This window comes from Mucilaginibacter metallidurans, assembly GCF_003286435.2.
Classification (GTDB): domain Bacteria; phylum Bacteroidota; class Bacteroidia; order Sphingobacteriales; family Sphingobacteriaceae; genus Mucilaginibacter; species Mucilaginibacter gossypii.
Map to the genome: position 1 here is coordinate 2,746,714 of NZ_CP043449.1, position 23,909 is coordinate 2,770,622.

Genomic DNA, 23,909 nt, shown 5'->3' on the forward strand with positions numbered 1-23,909 from the left:
TCATTAGGTCATTAAGTCATTTTTGCCTCGCGCTATCGAAAATGGCTTAATGACGCGAAGCAAAATGACATAATGACGAATTTATTCAGAACGCAAACTTTTCACCGGGTTAGCCATAGCGGCCTTTACTGATTGATAGCTTATGGTTGCAAAAGCAATGATCAGCGCTATTACGCCGGCCATCACAAAAACCCACCATTGTATGTTAACTCTGAAGGCAAAATCAAGCAGCCATTTACTCATGGCGTACCACGCGATGGGCAAAGCAATAACCGCGGCAACGATCACTAACTTCAAAAAGTCTTTTGAAAGTTCGGTAACAATTTGCGGTATGCTTGCGCCAAGTACTTTGCGCACACCAATTTCTTTTACCCGTTGTGATATGATGAAGGCCGAAAGCCCGAATAAGCCTAAACAGGCAATGAATATTGCCAGGCACGAAAATATGGTAAACAGGTTACCCTGTTCCTGCTCACTGTTATATAGCTTTTGGAAGCGTTCATCTAAAAAGCTGTACTCAAAAGGTGTTTCGGGTTGATATTTTTTCCAGGTTTGCCGAAGGGTTGCTAATGCCGAATTGATGCGATTACCATCGATTTTAACCGTTATTCTTCTATAACTATTGTTGGCGAATGAGGGCATCTCCATTAAAAGCGGTATGATATTTTGATGTAATGACTCGAAATGAAAGTCATTAACCACCCCTATCACTTTTCCTTTAACGCCACCATAGCTCATATCCTTGCCTATAGCGTTTTCAGGCGATTTCCATCCTAATGCACTTACTGCCGATGCGTTGATCACAAAATTATTACTGTCGGTGGCGAACTCGCGACTGAAATTTCTGCCAGCTGCCATTTTTATACCGTAGGTTGGAATAAAGCCATAATCGGCATTGATGCATTTGATATCTGCTTTAACCGGCAGCGGTTTATCCCCGTCAAAAACAGAAACGCCCTGATCATCCAGTAGCCGCCCCGACGGAATCCGCGATGAACGGCCGATATCTTTTACAGCAGGATCCCGTAATACCTCTGCCCTGAAAGCTTCAAACTGGTTAGCAGGGATACCGCCCAATGTTACTAAATGATCTTTATTAAAGCCAAGTGATTTGGTTTGAATATACCTCAATTGCTGAAAAACTATCGTCGTAGCAACAATCAGGATGATGGAGATGGAGAACTGCACCACCACCAACACCTTACGGAACGAGATATTTCCTGACCCAACTTTAAGGATACCTTTTAAAACTTTTATCGGTTTAAATGACGACATAAAGATAGCCGGATAAATACCACTGATAAGTCCGATAATCAGCGGCAGCAATAACACCGATATTAAAATTATCGGTTGAAATAAACTATTGATAGAAAGGCCAAGTTCTGAAAGCCGGTTGATAAATGGCAGCAGCAACCACGTCAAAATCGAGGCCAGTACAAGCGAAAAATAAGTGATCAACACAGATTCGCTTAAAAATTGGGTAATGATCTCTTTTTGTTGTGCGCCGATCACCTTGCGGATACCGATCTCTTTAGCCCTAAGCGTTGAGCGGGCAGTAGATAGGTTCATGTAATTGATACAGGCGATCAGCAAAATAAACAGGGCGATAGCCGAAAAAATGTAAACCCTTTTAATATCGCCATTTTGCTCTACTTCATCATCAAGATGCGAATGCAGGTGAATATCCAGGAATCTTTGAATATGCAGCTGGGTAAATTTTGACTGCCGGGGTTGCCCGGGAGAATTCATGTATTTATCTATAAAAGCCGGAAACTGCGAGCTGATTCGATCAATATTATAATGATCAGGCAATAATAGGTAGGTAAAAAATGAGTTGTTCCCCCAATTGGTTGCCAATTGATTACGTCCGTAAACCTTATCATCGTTCAACGTATTAAATGACATCAGCATTTGGGGATGCATTTGTGAGTTAGGCGGAAAAGGTTTGAAAATGCCTGTAACTTTAAAATTGGCCGTATTATCAAGCCTGATCTCTTTGTTTATGGGGTCTTCATTACCGAAGTATTTGCGTGCCATATCTTCGGTCATCATTACTGTATACGGCTCACTAAGGGCAGTTTTGGGGTCGCCTGCCACTGTCTTGAGATCGAAGAAGCTGAGGAAGTTTTCGTCTGCAAAATAAGATCCCTTTTCGGTTAATAATTTGTCCTTATAACGCAAAACCACATCACCGTTAGGAAATAAACGGGTAACCTTTTTTATATCCGGAAATTCATTTTTAAGCAACGGGCCAAAAGGCGGCGCTACGGCTCCCAAATGCAGGTTAACAATGCCATCGGCCGTGTTAAAACTCCGGCTCACCCTGTAAATATTGGGGGCATTATGGTTAAACTTATCATAACTGAGCTCTTTAACTATATAAGTTAAAATAAGCAGGCAACAGGTTAACCCTATGGTTAAGCCAAATATGTTGATGAACGAAATAAATTTGTGCCGGGCAATATTGCGAAAAGCACTTCGTAAATAATTCTTTATCATGATTTAGTTCATTAGTTCACTTGTTCGTTAGTAATTAGTCCCTGGCAATGATCTGCAAACTGCTACTCACTTCTAAGACTTTTCACCGGATTAGCCAAAGCCGCCTTGACCGATTGAAAGCTTATCGTAATGCCTGCCACCAGCAGGGCTATGCTGCCCGCTAAGATGAATACCCACCATTGTATACTGATACGGTATGCAAAGTCCTGCAGCCATTTGTTCATGGCAAACCATGTTATCGGGAACGATATGATGGACGCTATGACAATCAATCTCAAAAACTCCTTTGATAACATCACTGTAATACTACTGGTTGATGCGCCTAATACCTTGCGTATGCCAATTTCTTTAACCCTTAACCTAATCATAAACGCGGCTAAACCGAACAAGCCCAGACTTGCTATAATGAGGGCGATGCATGAAAACACGGTGAATATTTTACCTGTTTGCTGCTCGGAAGCATAAAGCGAAGCGTATTGTTCGTCAAGAAACGAGTAGCTAAAAGACGCTTCCGGTCTGAAATTATCCCATTCGGCTTTGATACCTGCAATAAGCGATTTTACATCGGCAGTTTTGACCTTCAAAATTAGTGTACCTGTACTGTGTCCCGATAACATCATTAATGGCGCTATTTTTTGCCTAACCGAAGCATAATGAAAATCTTTAACCACGCCTACAACTTTGTATTGCGTACGGGCCGAGCGTACAATGGTTTTGCCCACAGGATTAGTATTACCCCAGCCTAAACCTTTTACTAAAGCTTCGTTAACCACCACGGACATCGAATCACCCGGGAACGATGGATAAAAATTACGCCCGTTAATGACCTGCAAACTTAAAGTAGGTATATAACTTTCATCCACGTGGTAAATATTGGTGTGGATTTCGGCATGACCACCTTTATCATCAAACTCCCTGGCATCAATCTGGGTACCATCAACGCCGGTTAGCTTACCCGGTACACTACTTGAGATTGTAGCATTTAATACCTGCGGGTTACGTAAAAGCTGATTTTTGAAGGCATTTGCATTACTGCCTAATGTGTAGGCATCGTTAATAACCAGAACCTGGTCTTTATCATAACCCAGCTTTTTGTTCTGCATATAATGCAATTGCTGGTATACCACAAGGGTTGATATAATTAGTGCTGTAGATACAGCAAACTGAAAAATGATCAACCCACTGCGTAAAATACCTTTTCCTTCGGCTTTAGTAGCGCCATTGCCCTTCAGCACCGCAATGATCTGAAACGATGAAAGGAAGAAGGCCGGATAGATCCCTGCCAAAATACCAACTATAAAAGCTGTAAACAATTCAATAATTAACGCTTTAGCGCTGAGAAAAAATCCGAGATCGATATGTTTGCCTGCTAAATTGTTGAACAAAGGCAATAACAAGTAAACTATGACTAAAGCCAGCAACAAAGCCCAAAATGTAAGCATAACCGATTCGGTAAGGAACTGCGAAACCAATCCTCTTTTTTCAGAGCCAAGCACTTTCCGGATCCCTACTTCTTTTGATCTTCGTGCCGAACCAGCTGTTGAAAGATTGGTAAAATTGATACAGGCCAAAATCAGTATAAAAGCAGCTAATGCGCCGAATATATATACATAGTGAATATCGCCATTGGGCTCAAGTTCATATTTGGTTGCCGAATGCAGGTGAATATCGCTTAATGGCTGCAGGTAAAACAGGAAGGTGTTAACCGATTTGCTTGCTGCGACTACACTGGTACCCATATCATGTGCAATTTCGGGCACAACAAATTTCCTTACCATTTCGGGAAAAGAAGCTTCCAGCTTTTTAGGATGGGCGTTTTTATCCAAAACAACGTAGGTAAAAAAGCCAATATTGCTCCATGTTTGCTTTGCATTTTCAACAAAGGGTGCCAGGTTCAAAAACGCATCACCATGAAAGTGTGAATCATCAGGTACTTTGTCAATTACACCTGTTACCTTGTAAGGTTTACCATCAATGGCAACTGATTTACCAACGGCTTCCTGATTACCAAAATATTTGTTAGCCATGGCCCTGGTAACCACCACACTGTTAGGCTCTGTAAAACAGGCTTTATCATCACCATCAATCAAAGGTATCGAAAACAGCCGCAGGAAATTGGCATCTATCATTTGTACATGCTCTTCTTTAAATTGCCTGTCATTATATTTTATAAAAACCGGACCGCGACCGGTAAGTCTTGTGGTTTCAAGCACCTCGGGAAACATATCTTTAATCCCCTGGCCTACCGCTATATCAACCATCGGGTATTCGCTCACACCGTTATTTTCAATGGAGCGTAAACCAACGCGGTAGATTTGTTTGGCTTGCGCCGGATACTGATCATAATTTAATTCACTGTATACATAAGCACAAATAAGCATGCAGCATGCTAAGCCTACAGACAGGCCAAACACATTAATAAAAGAGAATATTTTGTTCCGCCTTAAGTTTCGCCAGGCGGTTTTGATGTAGTTTCTGAACATGGGTGTACGATTAACCTTAATACAGGTTTAAAAGCCATACCAATAAATCAAATCTCTAAATATCAATTAATTACGATTTGTTTCATATAAAAACTGTACGAAGACGTAACACCAGGTGTTCGGTTATGATACACCCCAGGCAACACAAAAGGCCTGTCACTATTTGAGCAACAGGCCTTTGTAATATTCCTTACACTGATATTAATTGACGGTAAGATTAACTCGCCCATTACCACGTACTTCAACGAGGGATCCGCCACCGTTAAGTTTACCTTCTACCCTTTCTTTATCTTTGTTACCAGAGAAGTTATCTGCAAGGTTACTTTCTATTTTGTTGGCGCGCAAATCGAGGTTAAGGCCTTGTTTTGATGGTAACTGCAGATCGATATGGCCCGAGCTTACATCAATTTTAACAGATTTACCAACGCTTACAAATTGCGCATGAAAGCTGCCGGCACTTGTGGATGCATCAAGGCTGCAAGAAAGATCAGTAAGGTTAATACTGCCGCCTGATGTGCCTGTAATGAAATCGCCATCAATTTTATTGCCGCTGATACTGCCGCCGCTGGTGGTAGCTTTGATATCTCCCTTTAAACCATCGAGATGCAACGAACCGCCAGATGTTTCCAGCCTGATATGGCCCATACAATTGCGGGCTTCAATACTGCCACCTGATGTTTGCAGGTCAATGTCTTCTTTTGAATCGCTCACGTGGATACTGCCGCCTGATGTACGGCCTTTGATAGTGCCGGTAATTTTATCCAGGTGTAAGCTGCCACCACTGGTTTCAAACTGTTGTGTACCTGTTAGGTTATCAAGGTGAATACTGCCTCCGCTGGTATTTAGATTAGTTGCCACATTGCCGGGTACATACACACGGAACGAGATACTTAATGATTTTTTCCAGTCCCAGTTGCCATCATGTTTGCTTTTAGCTTTGGCATGCAGCTCCCCGCCGTTAACATCAATGCTCAGGTCGTAATTTTCGTCGAGGCGCTTTTTGATCTCTTCTTTAGAAAGGTCATTATTACCATTATTACCTTGTATAAAAACCTCAACTCTCGGTTCTTCGCCCGATGCGCCGCTGACGGTAATACTGCCGCCCGAAGTATTAACAAATACATTTTGCACGGCCTGTCCTGATAATGATTTGGTAAGGTATGGTGTTTTCTGATTATTTTGTGCAAAAGCGCTGCCTGCACAGGCAACAAATAACACAAGTAAATACTTTTTCATAATAATGATCTTTGGTTTATATATAATAAGACCTGGCGTTTAGCAAATACGTTGCATGGTGCTGAAAATAAATTCGGGCTACCAAATAATGACAGGACGTCATAAAAAAGCCCGTGGGGACACGGGCTCAGGGTATATTCTATTTCTTCAACTGCTACTGCAAATTGACACTGCTATCTGCAAACTGATCTCATTCGCTTCTCAAACTGCGGATAGGATTTGCAAGTGCCGCCTTTAACGATTGAAAGCTAATGGTAACCACTGCTATAACAAATGTAAGCAAAGCCGCCAAACCAAAGATCCACCAATGCAAAGGTGTTTTGTAAGCGAAACTTTGCAGCCATTTATCCATGCTGTAATAACCCAGGGGGATAGCAATCACTGTAGCTAATAACACTGGTTTCAGCAGATCTTTTGATATCAGGATAAGGATATTTTGTACCGATGAACCCAATACTTTGCGGACCCCGATCTCCTTGGTACGTTTCGCCGCGGTAAATGAGGCTAAACCGAACAAGCCTAAACAAGCTATAAAGATTGCCAACCCTGAAAATATACTTAACATGGTTTGCTGCCTGATATCGTTGCGATAGGTAGTATCAAACTGCTGATCAAGAAAGCTGTATTCAAACGGATAAACGGGCGCAACTTCGGCATAAATGTTTTTGATAGCCGCCAAACCGGCCTGGATATCCCCGGATTTTAGTTTGATTACGGCTACGCGCCTGTCTTCACTTGGCGATATCACCAGGGCATCCATGTTTTCTTTAAGTGAAAGGAAGTTAAAATCTTCAACCACACCAATGATAGTGCGGCGGCTACTATCACGCACTGTATTTTTAATCCATTTACCGATAGACTGCTGCGGCGTAAAGCCCAGTTCTTTAGCCGCTGTACGGTTGATCAATACCGAATTCGTAGTATCAGTAGCAAACTGTGATGAAAAATCCCTGCCGGCAATTATTTTCAGGCCAAATGTTTTTACATATTCAAAGTCGGCAAATTCCGACCTGGATTTAAAGGTTTCATGCTGACCTTCGACCTCAAAACCCTGCATATCGAAAAAGCCGCCCGGCTCGCCCGACATCAGGGATACCGACTTCACATAGTCCGAATTTTGCAGCTGGTGTTTAAATGTTTGCCTGTGATCATAGATGTCATTATTATCAATCTTCACAATAACCGTTTGCTCTTTGTCATAACCCAGTGATTTGTTTTTTACATACCGCATCTGTTTAACGATCACGATAGTGCCAATAATGAGCAATACCGAAATACTGAACTGGAACACCACCAGTGATTGCCTAAAGAATGCCCCACCTTTACCTAATTTAAGCTTACCCTTTAAAGCCTCAATAGGCGAAAACGCCGACATAAATATAGCCGGGTAGCTTCCGGCAAGGAAACCTACAAATAAAATAACTCCTAAAAGAAAAAGGTAAATCGGCACACTGTTCCATGATACAGTGAGTTCATACCCCAGCAGGCTGTTGTATAATGGCATCAGCAGGAGTAACAAACCAATAGAAAGCGCGCATGAAATAAGCGCCAGCAACAACGACTCGCCAATAAACTGCCATACCAAATGGTTCCGTAATGCGCCTAAAACCTTGCGCATGCCAACCTCTTTTGAGCGTTCAACCGCAAGAATGGTGGCCAGGTTCATAAAATTGATACAGGCAATGATCATAATAAGTGCCGCTATCGAAATAAAAATGAACACAACAGTTTTATCTCCATGCTTTACGTTATCAAACGATGACGCATTTTCAAAATAAATATCTTTGAAGGGTCTCAGGCTCAGGTTAAATTTAGTACCGAAGCGCTTCATATCTTCGCCCATGTACTTTTCCATAAACTGCGGAAAATGGCTTTCCAATGCTGATGGGCTACTATGTTCATTCAACAGCAGGTAAACAAACAAGCCATTGTTAATCCAAACATTAAAACCGGGATCGCGGGTATAGTTGGCAATCGGTACTACTAAATCAAAATCAAGGTGAGAGTTTGAAGGTACGTCTTTTGCAATACCCGTTACTTTTAACTGCAAACGTTTATCCATCTTCACCACTTTACCCATCGCATTTTCAACGCTGCCAAAATATTTTTTTGCTGTAGTTTCAGTGAGTACTACGCTACCCGGATTATTCAGTGCCGAAGCCGCATCCCCCCTAAGCAACGGGAAGGTAAACAGGCTGAAAAAATTGGAATCAACTGCATAAACTTTCTTCTCGTTGAATGATTTTTCACCAAAAGAGATCAAATTATTTTGCGGCGAAACGCGTACAGCCATTCTTACATCCTGCGGAAAATCATTCAGCATAGCAGGCGCATAAGGTCCTGACAGGTATGAGGTAGGTGCTTTCGCTTTATCAAAACCACGCATCACCCTGTAAATGTTTTTGCCCTGCTTATGAAAATTATCCACACTAAACTCATTCATTATATACAAGAATATCATCAGGCAAACGGTTATCCCCATGGTTAACCCCAAGATATGGATCAGCGAAAATGCTTTATTACGATAAAGGTTCCGCCACGCTGTTTTTAAATAGTTTCGTATCATTAGTTCACTTGTTCATTAGTTCATTGGTACTTATCGCTTACTTTTATCTGCCTGCTGGACTGTATCTGCTACTGTAACCTGCTGCTGCTATCTGCCAACTAATTTTATTCATTTTTCAAACTCCTAACCGGGTTGGCCAGTGCCGCCTTGATGGATTGAAAGCTGATGGTTACAAAAGCGATCAACACGGCCAAAACAGCAGCCAATACTACCACCCACCATTGTATGTTTTGCCGGTAGGCAAAGCCCTGCAACCATTGTTGCATGGTGACCCAGGCAACTGGAATGGCTATCACTATTGCTATCATTACCAGTTTGATAAAATCTTTTGACAGCATACCTACTATAGCGCCTACATTAGCGCCAAGTACTTTACGGATGCCTATCTCCTTAGTGCGCTGTTCGGCAGCATATGCCGCAAGGCCAAACAAACCTAAACAGGCTATCACAATTGTTAAACTTGTAAATATGATGAATATGGTGCCCATCCGCTGTTCCGCACGGTACGATGAATCAAAATCGTCATCCATAAACGAATATTCAAACTCCTTACCCGGTTTTATAGATTTCCATTTGTCGCTGATCATTGCCATAAGTGTGGTAATATTAGCGGTATTTACTTTTACACTCAAGGCGCCGGTATCCTGCCCATACATCAATATCACCGGGCTTACATTATTACGTAGCGAAGCGAAATTAAAATCCTTAATAACACCTACTATATGATATTCCTTAAAAGTTTTGGCCATATTATCCATAGGCAAATACATAGGCTTATTAAGCGGATCGCGTACGCCCATGAGTTTGGCAGCAGTTTCGTTAACAATCATAGCTGCCGAATCGGTTGGCATCTGGCTTGAGAAATTGCGCCCTTTGGTCAATTTGATACCCAGAGTTGGCAGGTAGTTGTCGTCAACTACCCAGGTTTGTGCAAGCACTGCTTTTTTGGGGTCGAGCCCGCGTTCCTGGAAAACACTGCTGCTGTTCCGGTAATCAGAAGTTGGCAAAAAGCCTGTCATGGTTACCCCCATTACGCCGGGCAATTGCTTTACCTCATCTCTTAACACCTTGCTCTTGTCGCCAAGGTCATACACGCCATGAATCACCAATACCTGGCTGCGGTTATAACCAAGGTCTTTATTCTGAATATATTTAAGCTGATTATAGATCACCAGCGTACCAATGATGAGCACTATCGATATAAAAAACTGGAACACCACCAATGAACTCCTTAACATGCCTCCCTTAAAGCCAGAGGAAAGCTTTCCTTTTAAAACATCAATTGGCTGAAATGCGGAAAGAAAAAATGCAGGATACGAACCTGCCAGGAAGCCGATCACCAAAACCATAACCAGCAAAGCGGGAATCAGCCAAATCAATGAACCCATATTAAGCTCCATGGTTTTACCCGCAATATTATTGAATACCGGCAACAGAAAATAGGCCGTCAGCATGGCTATCACCGTAGCAATAAACGTTACCATGATAGACTCTGACAGGAACTGGGCAATGAGTGACTGACGCCTTGAACCAAGCACCTTGCGTACCCCTACCTCCCGGGCCCGGTTTGCAGAACGGGCGGTTGAAAGGTTCATGAAGTTTACACAGGCTATTAGTAAGATAAAAATCGCTACCGCGCCAAAAATGTACACATGCTGGATATTCCCGTTATGGTCAAGCTCGGACACCAAGTTTGATTTAAGATGGATATCCTTCAATGGCATAAGGCTCAATTGGTATTTGTTGCCTGAACCTTCAAACGAATCAAAAGTGAGATGTAAGATACTTTGCAATTGCGGACCCGCATATTTGTGCATTAACGCAGGAAACTTGTCTTCAAACTTTTTGGCATCCACACCTGGTTTTAGCAGCACGTAGGTATTGAAATTATTGCTGAACCATGCCCCATCTTTGGTTTCGGCATTTGATGCCATCGACAGGAAAAAATCATAACGAAAATGCGATTGCCTGGGCAGGTCTTTTATTACGCCGGTAACCTTATAAAGCAGCTTTTCATCAAACGTAAAGGTTTTACCCATTACCTGCGTGTTGTTAAAATAACGTTTGGCCGTACTTTCAGTGATAACCACGGTATTCGGTTCAACCAGCGCCTTTTTGGGATCGCCGGCTATCATAGGCAGGGTAAATACATCAAATAGCGTTGAATCGGCCAACACCATCCTGTTTTCGTGAATGGTTTGGTTGCCTTTTTTTACGTTATAACCGCCGCGTTGCAACAAACGGCAGGCACGTTCAACCTCGGGATAATCGTTTTGAAATACAGCAGCCAACGGCGACGGCGACGAAGCATAGCTTTGATCGATACCGCCAAATTTAATCTGCATATTGGCGCGATAAATCCTGTCGGCCTTAACATTGAACTTGTCATAGCTCAGCTCATCAACCACATAAAATATAATGAGTAAACATGTGGCCAGCCCAAGGGCCAAACCAAATACATTAATCGCGGTGAATCCCACATTTTTTTTCAATGTGCGAAATGCAGTTTTAAGGTAATTTCTAAACATGGTTCATTGGTTCAATTGTTCATTAGTTCATTGGTATCCTCCTGTTACGTAACTGCTAACTGCCACTGCAAACGGCCTACTGCCTACTCATTTTTAAGGCTGTTAACCGGGTTTACCAATGCTGCTTTTATAGATTGGAAACTTACTGTTACAATAGCTATTAACATGGCGCCTGCACCTGCCAGCACCAGCACCCACCATTGTATACTGATGCGGTAAGCGAAATCCTGCAGCCATTTGTTCATTAAATACCAGGCTAAAGGGGTTGTAATGGCTATGGAGATCAATACCAGCTTTATAAAATCTCTGGATAAGGTATTCACTATGGCGGATACACTTGCACCAAGTACTTTACGGATCCCGATTTCTTTGGTACGTTGCTCGGCGGCATATGCAGCTAAGCCAAACAAACCAAGGCAGGCAATGGAAATAGCCAGCACAGTAAATATGATGGATATGGTGCCGGTACGCTGCTCGGCCCGATAGTTGGCATCAAAGTCCTGATCCATAAAAGAGTAGCTAAACTGACTTTGGGTCATGCCCTGCCATTTGCTTTTTATCTGATCGACAAGAGCCGGTAAATTAGTTGTATTTACCCTGATACTCAGATTTCCACTGTCTTCGTCCATTAAAAAAATCATCGGACTGATATTTTCTCTCAGCGAATTGAAATTAAAATCCTTAACCACGCCTATGATATGATAAGCTTTTACATGATCACGGTTGCCATCCATATTGCGGTACAGGGTTTTATTAACAGGATTGCTAAAGCCTAAAAATTTGACCGCGGTTTCGTTGATAACCAATCCGGTAGAATCAGTTGGCATACTTGTAGAAAAATCTCGCCCGGCAGAGATCTTCATGCCCAGGGTGCTAATGTAATCGGCATCAACCCGCCAGCTTTGCGGAAACAAGGCTGTTTTCTGATCGCCCACAGCCTCTTTATAAAAGATAGACGTTCCCCTGTTTTTACCGGTTGGCAAATAACCTGTCAACGTTGCGTTAACCACACCTTGTAACTTCTTCACCTCATTTTTGAAGGTTTTGGCATGACTGCCTAACTCAAATGCATTATTGATAACAAGCACCTGATTACGATTATATCCCAGGTTTTTGGTTTGAATATATTTGAGTTGATTATAAATAACGATGGTACCAATGATGAGGAATATCGAAATAGAAAACTGGAATACCACCAATACACTCCTAAGCATGCTACCTTTAAAACCGCCGGCCAGTTTACCGCTTAGCACATTAATGGGCTGAAATGCCGAAAGGAAAAAAGCAGGATACGATCCGGCAGCAAAACCTACAACCAGTACAATTAATAGTAAAGCAGGAAGCAACCAGGCTAAGGTTTGCGCACCAACAACCAACTCTTTGCCCGATACCTGATTAAACAGCGGCAATAAAAGTAACACAGTAAAAAAAGCTATAACTGCCGCTGCCAAAGTCACCAACACAGATTCAGTTAAAAACTGAGCTATTAAATATTTACGCGGGGAACCTAAAACCTTGCGTACACCAACCTCCCTTGCCCTGCTGGCTGAACGTGCTGTTGAAAGGTTCATAAAGTTGATGCCCGCTATGAGTAATATAAATATGGCGATGGCCGAAAATATATAAACATATTGCGCCGAACTGTTGCTGCCCAACTCACCGGTACGGTTTGAGTGCAAATGGATATCGGTTAACGGAGTTAGGTTAAGCCTGAAATAACTGCCGCTTTTTTCAAAATCGGAGATATTTACGTGCAGCGCTGTTTGCATTTGGCTTTCGCTGTATTTTTTCAGAAGAGCAGTCAATTTTTTCTCAAAAAACTTGTAATCTGTACCAGGTTTCAACACCACGTAAGTGTTATAATCACTCCTCAACCATTCCGGAGAGCGGCTGTCAGGCCAACTCGCCATCGACATAAAAAAATCAAAATGAAAATGCGATTGCTTTGGCAAATCTTTGATAACCCCGGTAATTTTCAATAATTGGTTGTTATCAATGGCGAGCGTTTTACCAACAACATTGGTGCTGTTAAAGTATTTTTTAGCTGTAGTTTCGGTGATTACTACTGTATTTGGCTCCTTCAAAGCCGTAGCCGGGTTACCATTGATCATGGGCAACGTAAACACGTTAAAAACCGATGGATCGGCATAAACGTTGCCATACTCCAATATGCTTTCGTTGCCTTTTTTTACGTGGAAACCTCCCGCTGCTTTAAGCCGGGTTGCTTCATCCACTTCAGGGAGATCTGTTTTTAAAGCCTGAGCTAACGGCGGCATTGCAACGGCATAAAGTACATTATTGTTGCCAAATTTAAGATCTTCATTAACCCGATACGTACGGCTAGCTTTCTCGTTAAACCGATCATAACTTAACTCATCCGCCACGTATAGCACAATCATAAGACATGTAGCCAGCCCAAGGGCCAGCCCCAATATATTAATAACCGTAAACCCACGTTTTTACGCAGGGTACGGAAAGCTGTTTTTAAGTAATTTTTAAACATAAACCCCTCCTAACCTCCCAAGGGGAGGAATTTTAATTAATTATTTTATATCATAGTCCACACTTTAAGCCCTCTCCTTTGGAGAGGGCTGGGTGAGGTTTATTCACTTTTAAGGCTCTTAGCCGGGTTAGCATTTGCTGCCCTTACCGATTGTACAGTTACTGTTATGAAAGCGATGATCACAGCCAGGATACCCGCTACCGCGAAGATCCACCAGTTAATATCAACCCGGTAAGCGAAACTTTGTAGCCATTTGCTCATGCCATACCAGGCCAGCGGCGATGCTATTAGCGTGGCTATCAGCACCAGCTTCATTAAATCTTTTGACAACAGGGTAACTATAGAGGTTACACTTGCACCCAAAACTTTCCTGATGCCAATTTCCTTTACCCTTTGCTCGGCGGTAAAGGTTACCAATCCGAATAAACCAAGACAAGCTATACTGATAGCCAATATGGTGAATATGAGCAGGATGTTACCCTGCTTTTGTTCAGACTGGTATTGTTTACCGAAATTCTGATCGAGGAAATGGAACTCAACCTTGTTTTCGATATCAAACCGGCTGTAAACTTTACTTATATAGTCGAGTGTAGCAGGGATATTATTTTTGCCAATTCGGATATACATATTATCCTCGTCGTTGGCAGTAAAGGGCAGGTACAACATCATAGGTACAACTTTATGCTGTAACGAATAGGTGTTAAAATCTTTAACTACTCCAATTATTTTTCGGCTGATCACATTACCCTTATCATCTACTCCAACCCTTACAGAGCGGCCGATGGCATCCTTCCAGCCCATTTCATCAACAAGCGTTTGGTTTACAATAATGGATTCAAGTCTGTCGGTACTCATCTCCGATGAAAAATTGCGCCCTTTAGCCAGCTTCACCTGCAAGGTTGGTATAAAATCATCATCAATTATAAGGTTCTCCACCATTTTTGATTCAGAATTGGCCTTTCCGTCGGCGCCGATATTGAAATTGCTTGAACCAATATCATTATTACCAATAGGATTGCCTGCAATACCCACGGCCTCAACAGCCGGATTTTGCAACAGCTGACTTTTAATAGCGGCTATTTTTGCACGGGCAGATTTATCGTTGATATGGAAAGTAAGCGTTTGGGCTTTATTAAAGCCAAGGTCTTTGTTCATTACATAATGCAGTTGCCTGTAAATGATGCATGAACCGGCTATCATAACAATGGTGATAACAAACTGAAATACTACCAATGATTTCCTGAACATGATAGTAGCAGCCTGGCTGCCCATTTGCCCCTTCATAGCAGCAATGGTACGGAAGCCAGCTAGAAACAATGCAGGATATAAACCGCTTAAAATACCGGTGACAAACGCAAACAGACTGAATAGGATAAGTGTTTTGCTAAATCCAAACTGCATAAGTACAAGGCTTTTACCGGAGAGAAGGTTAAAATAAGGCAATAAAAATTGCACCATCACTGATGCTATCAGGGCAGCGATAACGGTGAATAAAACTGATTCGGCAAAAAACATTATGATCAGCTGTTTTTTGCTGGAGCCAATTACCTTGCGCACACCTATCTCCTTAATCCTTATGGATGAACGTGCTGTTGTAAGATTTACATAATTAATAAGTGCGATAGCCAGTATCAGTAGTGCTACAATGCCAAATACATATACATAGGTTATGTTGCCGTTGCTGCCCAGTTCGTAATCAAGATTAGAGTTAAGGTGAATTGATGTAAGCGGCTGCAGTTCCATACTGTATTGCATAGCTCCAAGCGGTCCTTTTAGGTATCTATTAAAAAACACATCGGAGCCAGCCTGGACCTTTTTAAAATCATCATGACTTTTCAGCAATACATAAGTGTAGATATGCGAATTAGCCCAGCCATCGGTATATCCCTCAGGTAATGAGCGAAGGGCACTGAAACCGAAATGTGAATTTGCAGGTACATCATCAATTACACCGGTAACTGTACTTGGGTTATTTTCGATTAGTATTGTTTTATCCAGGGCATCCGCAGCGTTACCGAATATTTTTTCGGCAAGGGTTTTAGTAAGTACAATGCTTTGCGGCTTGGTTAAAGCAGTGTTGGGATCACCGGATAAAAAGTGATGGGTAAAAAGATTAAAGAAGCCTTTATCTGTAAACAACATCGCGCCCTCGTTAATCTGCTTTTCGCCATAAGTGATCCTGCCACCGCCTTCGGCATCAATGCGAATAGCGTCCTCTACTTCGGCATAGTCGTTTTTTAAAGCGGGGGCATACGGCGGCGAAGTAACTGCAAGATTGAATTTACCGCCATTCCATGTACCATGTTGAACAACACGAAAAATCCGGTCAGCTTTAAGGTTATAACGATCGTAACTCCATTCATCAACCACATAAAGGCTAATGAGCCAAAAAGCAGCAATACCCGCAGCTAAACCGAAGATATTGATAAACGAAAAAACCTTGTGTTTGATGAGGTTTCTCCAGGCTATTTTGATGTAATTACGTAACATGGCAAATGGTTTATACCACTAAAATATTAAAACCTATACCAATTACACAATTAATTAAATATCAATCAATTAACAAAATACAATCAATATAAAACCGTTCGGTAATGGAACACTTACAGTGCGAATGTGAACGTTTGCTTAAGTCAGAAGTCTAAAGTAGAGAATCAAAAGTTATTCTTTACTTTAGACTTTATATTATTAAGTCATCAGTCAGCATTCAATGCTTAATGACTCAGTGACCCAATGCAGATTTATTCATTTTTTAGGCTCTTAACAGGATTACTCAACGCCGCTTTGATAGCCTGCCAGCTTACCGTAAGCAGGCAAACTACCATACTGATCCCTATAGTGGCAATAAATACCCAGGCGCTTATATCTGTACGGTAGGTATAATGCTGTAACCATTTGCTCATGTTGTACCAGCTCAGGGCCGAACCAATAATAAATGAAATAACCACGAGTATTAAAAACTCTTTCGACAGGTTGAACCACAAACTACTGATGCTTGCGCCTAATACTTTACGGATACTGATTTCCTTTTTACGCTGTTCGGCCGAGAACGAAGCTAAACCAAACAAGCCGAGACAGGATATAATAATGGCCAACACAGTAAACGAACTCGACAACGTACCCAAGAGCTTTTCATTTTCAAATTTGCCGCTGAAGTTTTCGTCAACAAACTTGTATTCAAAAGGATATTCGGGGTTATATTTTTTGTAAATGTCGCCAATTGTAGCAAGGCTTTTTGATACAGGAGCATTCGGATTTAAACGAATACCAAGCTGACCTGCCCAACCTTTATCAAAACCAATAATGGCAGGCTTCACAGGTTCATATGGCGATCCCCAAACAAAATCTTTAACAATACCAACCACAGTACAATTACGACCCTGCCATTTCACTATCTGCCCAAGCGGATCTTTTAAGCGCATTAGTTTAACAGCCGATTCGTTCATAATGAGCGACAATGAGTCGGCCATGCGATCTGGTATATAATCACGCCCTTTTATCAATTCAAGCTTATAAGTTGAAATAAAATGAAATGAAGTAACAATCTGGTCGATAGGTATTTTATCCTCGCCAGGTAGCTGTCCGGGCCAGTTAATACCCCAACTGCTGCTGCCATTACTGGCTATACTGCCCGATGTTTCTGCAGCATCCACAGCGGCTCCCGCGTTAATTATATCCGTTCTGAAGTTTTCATATTCTTTATATAAATTGCCATCTAATGAGATCTCGATAAGTCCATTTTGTGAATAACCTACCGGGCGGTCATTAATGTAGTTGATCTGTTTATAAATCAGGATACTTGAAAGTATAAGACATGTAGCAAATACAAATTGTACGATAACCAATACCTGTCTTGAGTGCAGCGTTTTTCTACCCGTTTTGTTAGTGCCCTTTAAAACTTTTACCGGTTTAAACGACGACAAAAACAAAGCCGGGTAACTACCTGCCAATAAACCAGTTATCAGCGTTACTAATATAGCGGCGCCCCATGCCCACGCATTGTTATAAGGAATTGTCAGTTGCTTATGTATGATTTCGTTAAAATAACCAAGCGTTGATGCTATTATTACCAGTGCAACAACAAGCGAAATTATAGCGGTGAGGATTGATTCGCCTAAAAACTGCTGGACAATGGCTATTCTCCGCGCACCTACAACTTTACGGATCCCAACCTCGCGGGACCGGCGCTCAGATCGCGCAGTAGAAAGGTTCATAAAGTTGATACAGGCAATAAGCAAAATACCTATTGCAAGAAACAGGAATAAACGCACGTATTCGATTGCGCCACCTGTATTCACTCCATTTTTGAACTCGCTGTGCAGGTGCCATTTGGCAAATGGAAACAAGAATAACTGATTTTCTTTATTATGATCGTCATAGCGACCAATTAACTTTTTGATTTCCAGATTAAGCTTATCTACATTAACGGCGGGCTTAAGCATAACATAAGTTTTGAACGAATAATTACCCCAGCCCGATGTTTTCACCCAGCCATTATCAGCTTCATAAAGTTTCCATGGAATTAGTGCATTAAACCTGAACGTAGAATTCCGGGGCAGATCTTTGTAAACACCACTCACTTTTACCAGCCGCGAACCATTTAACTTAACAGTTTTACCTATAGGATCGACATCGCCAAAAACGGCCTTTACTGCCGATTCGGACATGATAACTGACGACATATCCCTGAAAGCATCTTTTTTGTTACCCTTCACAAAATCAAGTGTAAACATGTTCAGAAATGACTCGTCGGCAGCAATGGTATTAACTTTTAACGGTTTGTTGTTGTAATTAAACAGTTGATCATATGACCAGTTTGCACGGGCTGCATACTCAACCTCTGGGTAGTCTTTTTGCAGCGCGGCAGCAATCTGCACGGGCGTGGCATCCCCTGTGTTTATTTCGCCATTTGAAGGCTGGTTACGCATTACCTTATACAGCCTATCCTTATTTTCATGAAATCCGTCATAAGTAAATTCATTATAAACATATAACAGCAACATAAAGCTCACTGCCATACCTACACCCAAACCTCCAATGTTAATGGCCGAATAAAGTTTGTTTTTAATCAAACTCCGCCATGCGATTTTTAAATAGTTCTTAAACATATCTTTAGTTCGTTAAAGTCATTGGGTCATTAAGTCATTGCCTGTCGCTTGCACAATTAGCCATTCAAAATAACTTAATGGAGAGCAACTGATGACTTAATGATAATTATTCAGATCGTAAACTCTTAACAGGGTTAGTCAAAGCTGCTTTTATGGCTTGGAAACTAATAGTTAAAAAAGCAATGATTATTGCTGCTCCGCCGGCTATAACTATAAGCCACCAATGAATTTCGGCGCGGTAAGCATAATCCATCAACCATTTATTCATTGCGTACCAGGCTACAGGCGAGGCTATTATAATAGCGAGTAATACTAACACCAGGAAATCACGCGATAACATGGTTGTGATATTGGTTACACTGGCACCAAGTACTTTACGGATACCTATTTCTTTAACTTTTATTTGTGCTGTGTAAGCTGCTAAACCAAATAAACCCAGGCATGAGATAAATATGGCTATACCAGCAAATATGTTGAATAAGGTAGCTGTATGCTGTTCAGACTTATACATATCGTTATAAGCCTCATCCAAAAAACTGTATTCATACGGAAAATCCGAATTATACTGCTTCCAGTATTTCTCAACAAGTTTGATAGCTACGGGCGCTTCTTTACCTGTAGTTTTTATATACATTTGCCACGAGCTTGGGCTATAGGTAAATATGGCCGGCTCAATGGCTTGCTTTAGCGAGGCAAAGTGAAAATCTTTAACCACTCCTATGATGGTTCCGTTAAGATCATGCAGTTTAAAACGCTTGCCTATTGGATTTTTAATACCAGTTAATTTAACGGCGGTTTCGTTCAGTATATAATGCGCCGAATCTGACTTTGCACCTGCAAAGCCGACACCACTAACAAACTTTAATTTAAACAGGTTTATATAGTCCTTATCCATCTCAAACGGATGGATCAACATACTTTCATTGGTAAGTTTGCCGTCCCAGTCAGCATCTGTGGTACTTGATCCGCTGCTGATGATGCTACTACTGCCCGTGGCAACACTCAATATTTCAGTGTGGCTGAGCAGATTGGCCTTTATCGCTTCATAATGATCTTGCATTGCGCGCATAGGTAGGGCGAAAACATATTCCTTATCATACCCCAATTGTGTAGAACGGATATACTCTAACTGCCGATTTATAACCAGCGTGCCTATTATCAAACCTATTGAAAAAGCAAACTGGCATACTACCAGCACTTTTCTAAATGTTGCGTTTCCTGCACCGGATATTTTTCCTTTCAGCGCGTTGATAGGCTTGAAAGATGACAGCAACAAAGCCGGATATATACTTGATGCAACAAGCGTTGCTGTAATAGTTAAAGCGATAACCTGCCATACCTTCATGTTAAACAGGTCGAAGTGCATTTGTTTACCCGAAATACTGTTGTATACAGGCATGATAGCGTAAATGAGCATTAAGGTCAATGTCAGGGCTACTATAAAACAAAATGCAGTTTCAATAATAAACTGCACAAAAAGATGGCTCCTTTCGGCACCTATAATTTTGCGTACACTAACCTCTTTTGAACGCAGTATTGAGCGTGCGGTTGAAAGGTTGATATAATTGATGCAGGCTATAATCAAGATCAGCACCGCAACAAACGAGAATATTTTCACCACCTGGATCCCGGCAGAAGTGCCATCGGGATAATATAGATGAATATCTTTTAACGACTGAAGCTGAAACACCCCTTCGGTAGGTTTTATACCGGCCTGGTTTTTCATATGAATCTCGGTTAGCTTGTCGCCAATAGCTTTAACCGAAGCACCGGGGGTAACCTGTAAAAAGGTGGTGGTATAATAATTCCCCCAATCCTCATCCATTGATTTCCAGAAACGGTTTCTGGTATATTGTTTTTTTCTTACCTCGATGGAAAAAAAGATATCTCCTTTAATACTCGAATTTGCAGGAAAATCGGCCAGTATACCAGATACTGTGTAAGGTTCTTTACTATCGCCTAATATAGTTTTGCCGATAGGATCTTCGTTACCGAAGTACCGGTTAGCAACGCTTTTCGTTATGATAACGGTCTTATCATTAGGGAATGGTTTATCGGCGCTTCCCTTTAATAATTTGAAATCAAACATTTTAAAAAAAGCATCATCAACAAACAACAGTTTGCCATAATCTTCTTTCAGCAGTTTATCTTTATATCTAAAAACTGAATAATCTTGTACAGTGATAAGTCTTACCGCGTTTACAACCCCCGGCACTTCTTTTAAGGCAAAAAAAGCCACGGGTCCGGAAACGTTTCCCCAAACCTGCTTACCGGCACCCACACCAATAGAGGCATTTACCTGGTAAATATTATCGGCATTAGTATGAAAGCGATCATAACTCAGCTCATCCTGCACCCAAATTAAAATAAGCATACCAACGGACAGGCCAATGGTAAGGCCAACAATATTTAAAGCGCTGTAAAACTTAGTATTAATCAAGTTTCGCCATGCGGTTTTAAGGTAATTTTTAAACATAGGAGTAGGTTTTTAAAAATAGAAAACTCCAAATGCCCTTCTCTACAAATGTGGAGAAGGGCAGCAGAGGCAATTATTAACTTATCTATAAACTGATTTCGGAAGCGTTGGTCTAAGTCAAAAGTCGTTAGGTTTAAGCCGGAAGTTCTTTTCTTACCACGAGCTATAAAACTATCAACTATGAACTCAACAAACTATACCATGATATTTTCCATAACCGTTTGTCCGTCAAGCAGACGTATAATACGGTGACTGTACCGGGCGTCATGTTCAGAGTGGGTAACCATGATAATGGTAGTTCCCTGTTCATTTAAGTCGGTAAGTAGTTCCATCACATCATTACCATTGCTGCTATCCAGGTTACCGGTAGGCTCATCCGCAAGGATCAGTTTTGGTTTATTAACAACTGCGCGTGCAATAGCTACACGCTGTTGCTGACCACCTGATAACTGCTGCGGATAGTGGTTACGACGGTGCATGATCTGCATTTTGTCTAACACCTCTTCCACCCTTTTAACACGCTCTGAAGCAGCTACGCCGGTGTAGATCAATGGCAATTCAACGTTTTCAAATACGGTAAGCTCATCAATAAGGTTAAAGCTCTGGAAAACGAAGCCAATGTTGTGTTTACGCAGATCGGCGCGTTTACGCTCATTAAAATGCGCTACTTCAATTTCATTAAAAACATAGCTGCCGGCATCCGGGTCATCAAGCATTCCTAAAATATTAAGCAGGGTTGATTTACCGCAGCCCGATGGGCCCATAATGGCTACAAACTCGCCTGTAGCCACTTCCATCGACAGCTTGTTTAATGCGATGGTCTCTACCTCTTCGGTACGGTAGAATTTCTCAAGATTAGAAATTTTTATCATTGGTGCCTCCGTTGTTCATCCCGCCTTTATGGCGATATGATTTGATTTTTTGTTTATTTAAATTTATTAATTATCTCTGTTATATATTATAATGACGCTTAAACAGTGCCAGGCGTTGCAGCTTGGTTACGTTATTTTTTTAGCACAAGCTCCTGAATATCACCATAGGTTTCATAACTTGAGGTAATAACCTTATCGCCAGGATTTAAGCCTTCTGTTACCACGAAATAATCAGGGCTCTGGCGTCCAAGCTGGATGTTTACCCTGTATGCTTTTGAACCATCTTCACTTACCTTAAAGATCCAATTGCCGCCTGTTTGCTGGAAGAAACCGCCTTTAGGCACCAATACCGCCTGCATCTGATCGCTCAGTGCCAACCTCACCTGCAGTGTTTGGCCTTTACGGATCCCTGTAGGTACTTTACCAACAAATTGCATATCCACCTGGAAACTACCTGTTGTTTTAACCTGGGTATATACCTTTTTTATAACCAGATTATAGGTTTGATCGGCAAACTGAAAGTCGCCTTTCAGGCCTGTGTAAATACGTGACAGATAGTGCTCATCAATATCAACCCTAACTTTAAAGCCCGATTGTACGTCTATCTGCCCCAAATGCTCGCCCTTATTTTTGCTCTGACCTACTTCGGCATCCATTGAGGTTAACTGACCATCTGTTGGCGCCACCAATACTAAACCGGCCACTTTTTTTCGCATCAGTTCAAGCGTAGTTTTCATGTGGGCGTATTGTTCTTGTGATTGCGAAGCCTGCTGCTTAACCAGCGCTGTATCCTGCCTAAGAATCTGTTTAGCCAATTTGTAACGGTTCACCTGGTAATCATAGGTATTTTTAGCTGACTGATATTCCTGCAGGCCAATGGCTTTCTGATCATATAAATGTTTGTCCAACTTGTAAACCCTTTCAGCCTCTTTATAGGCATTCTCTACATCGGCCATAGTATTTAGCTTGCTGATGGTGTTTTGCTGTGCATTGTTATGGGAGATCTGCATTTGGGTTTGCTCGGCATAAACCGCGGTTTCCTGGTTAGCTAAAGTAAGCTCAAGATCGGTATTAGACATCCTCAGAATCCGGTCGCCTTTTTTAAGATTAGCTCCGTCTTCAACGTATTTTTCTTCAACAACACCGCCTTCAGATGCATCAAGAAATATGGTAGTTAGCGGCATAACCACGCCGTTAACCGGTATAAACTCCTGGAATGGGCCTTTAGTAATAGTACTTATAGTTAAGCGTTCAGTATCAACATCAAGCTTGCTTTTACCCGATGTAAGATAAATACTGCCGCCTATTAGTAAAATAATGCCTGTAATACCTGCAATGGTAAGTATCTTTTTGCTGTTCCAGGTCTTTTTCTCAATTTTTCTGTCCACTGTATTTCTATAATATTTTGAAAGTTATAACAAAAAGATATGCCACAAATTAAAATGCTGTTTTTCAATAATTTAAACACAAAACACAGTATTTAAGCGTACGCTTCTGTTACATCAGGTGTACGGTATTGATACAGTGTTTTTTCACGTATTAATAGCCTGTTATATGCAAATACAGGTTAACACTTCATTGTGAAGCATTTATATGATATACTGCATAAAAATGCGGGTATTTAGCACAAAAATTGTA

The 23,909-nt window shown here is 41.4% G+C and carries 11 protein-coding genes; all 11 read right to left on the reverse strand.

The window, feature by feature from the left end; all coding sequences use genetic code 11:
* Nucleotides 1-81: 81 nt before the first annotated feature.
* The 11 genes from DIU38_RS11790 to DIU38_RS11840 all read right to left on the reverse strand — a co-directional run bounded on the left by DIU38_RS11790 (nt 82) and on the right by DIU38_RS11840 (nt 23,659).
* Nucleotides 82-2,499, reverse strand: a complete 2,418-nt coding sequence (locus DIU38_RS11790) for an ABC transporter permease (protein WP_112654892.1) — start codon at nt 2,497-2,499, stop codon at nt 82-84.
* Between the two features lie 62 nt (nt 2,500-2,561).
* Nucleotides 2,562-4,982: an ABC transporter permease gene (locus DIU38_RS11795; protein WP_112654893.1), complete on the reverse strand. Its 2,421-nt coding sequence runs from the start codon at nt 4,980-4,982 to the stop codon at nt 2,562-2,564.
* A gap of 201 nt (nt 4,983-5,183) precedes the next feature.
* The gene (locus DIU38_RS11800; RefSeq protein ID WP_112654894.1) at nt 5,184-6,218 is read right to left on the reverse strand and encodes a DUF4097 family beta strand repeat-containing protein; all 1,035 of its coding nucleotides are present in this window, start codon (nt 6,216-6,218) and stop codon (nt 5,184-5,186) included.
* 190 nt (nt 6,219-6,408) lie between these two features.
* Complete coding sequence (locus DIU38_RS11805; protein WP_112654895.1) at nt 6,409-8,784, reverse strand: ABC transporter permease; 2,376 nt, start codon at nt 8,782-8,784, stop codon at nt 6,409-6,411.
* Nucleotides 8,785-8,888: 104 nt separating this feature from the next.
* Nucleotides 8,889-11,312 (reverse strand): ABC transporter permease, encoded by a 2,424-nt coding sequence (locus DIU38_RS11810; RefSeq protein ID WP_112654896.1) that lies wholly within the window; start codon nt 11,310-11,312, stop codon nt 8,889-8,891.
* A gap of 83 nt (nt 11,313-11,395) precedes the next feature.
* Nucleotides 11,396-13,711, reverse strand: a complete 2,316-nt coding sequence (locus tag DIU38_RS11815) for an ABC transporter permease (protein WP_244311290.1) — start codon at nt 13,709-13,711, stop codon at nt 11,396-11,398.
* Between the two features lie 203 nt (nt 13,712-13,914).
* The gene (locus DIU38_RS11820) at nt 13,915-16,305 is read right to left on the reverse strand and encodes an ABC transporter permease (RefSeq protein WP_112654898.1); all 2,391 of its coding nucleotides are present in this window, start codon (nt 16,303-16,305) and stop codon (nt 13,915-13,917) included.
* Between the two features lie 251 nt (nt 16,306-16,556).
* Nucleotides 16,557-18,923, reverse strand: coding sequence for an ABC transporter permease (locus DIU38_RS11825; RefSeq protein WP_112654899.1), 2,367 nt, complete (start codon nt 18,921-18,923; stop codon nt 16,557-16,559).
* A gap of 106 nt (nt 18,924-19,029) precedes the next feature.
* Nucleotides 19,030-21,399 carry an ABC transporter permease gene (locus DIU38_RS11830; protein WP_112654900.1) on the reverse strand — a complete coding sequence of 790 codons (2,370 nt, stop codon included), beginning with the start codon at nt 21,397-21,399 and terminating at the stop codon, nt 19,030-19,032.
* Nucleotides 21,400-21,593: 194 nt separating this feature from the next.
* Nucleotides 21,594-22,271 (reverse strand): ABC transporter ATP-binding protein, encoded by a 678-nt coding sequence (locus tag DIU38_RS11835; protein WP_090525339.1) that lies wholly within the window; start codon nt 22,269-22,271, stop codon nt 21,594-21,596.
* Nucleotides 22,272-22,402: 131 nt separating this feature from the next.
* The gene (locus DIU38_RS11840; RefSeq protein WP_112654901.1) at nt 22,403-23,659 is read right to left on the reverse strand and encodes an efflux RND transporter periplasmic adaptor subunit; all 1,257 of its coding nucleotides are present in this window, start codon (nt 23,657-23,659) and stop codon (nt 22,403-22,405) included.
* Nucleotides 23,660-23,909: the final 250 nt, after the last annotated feature.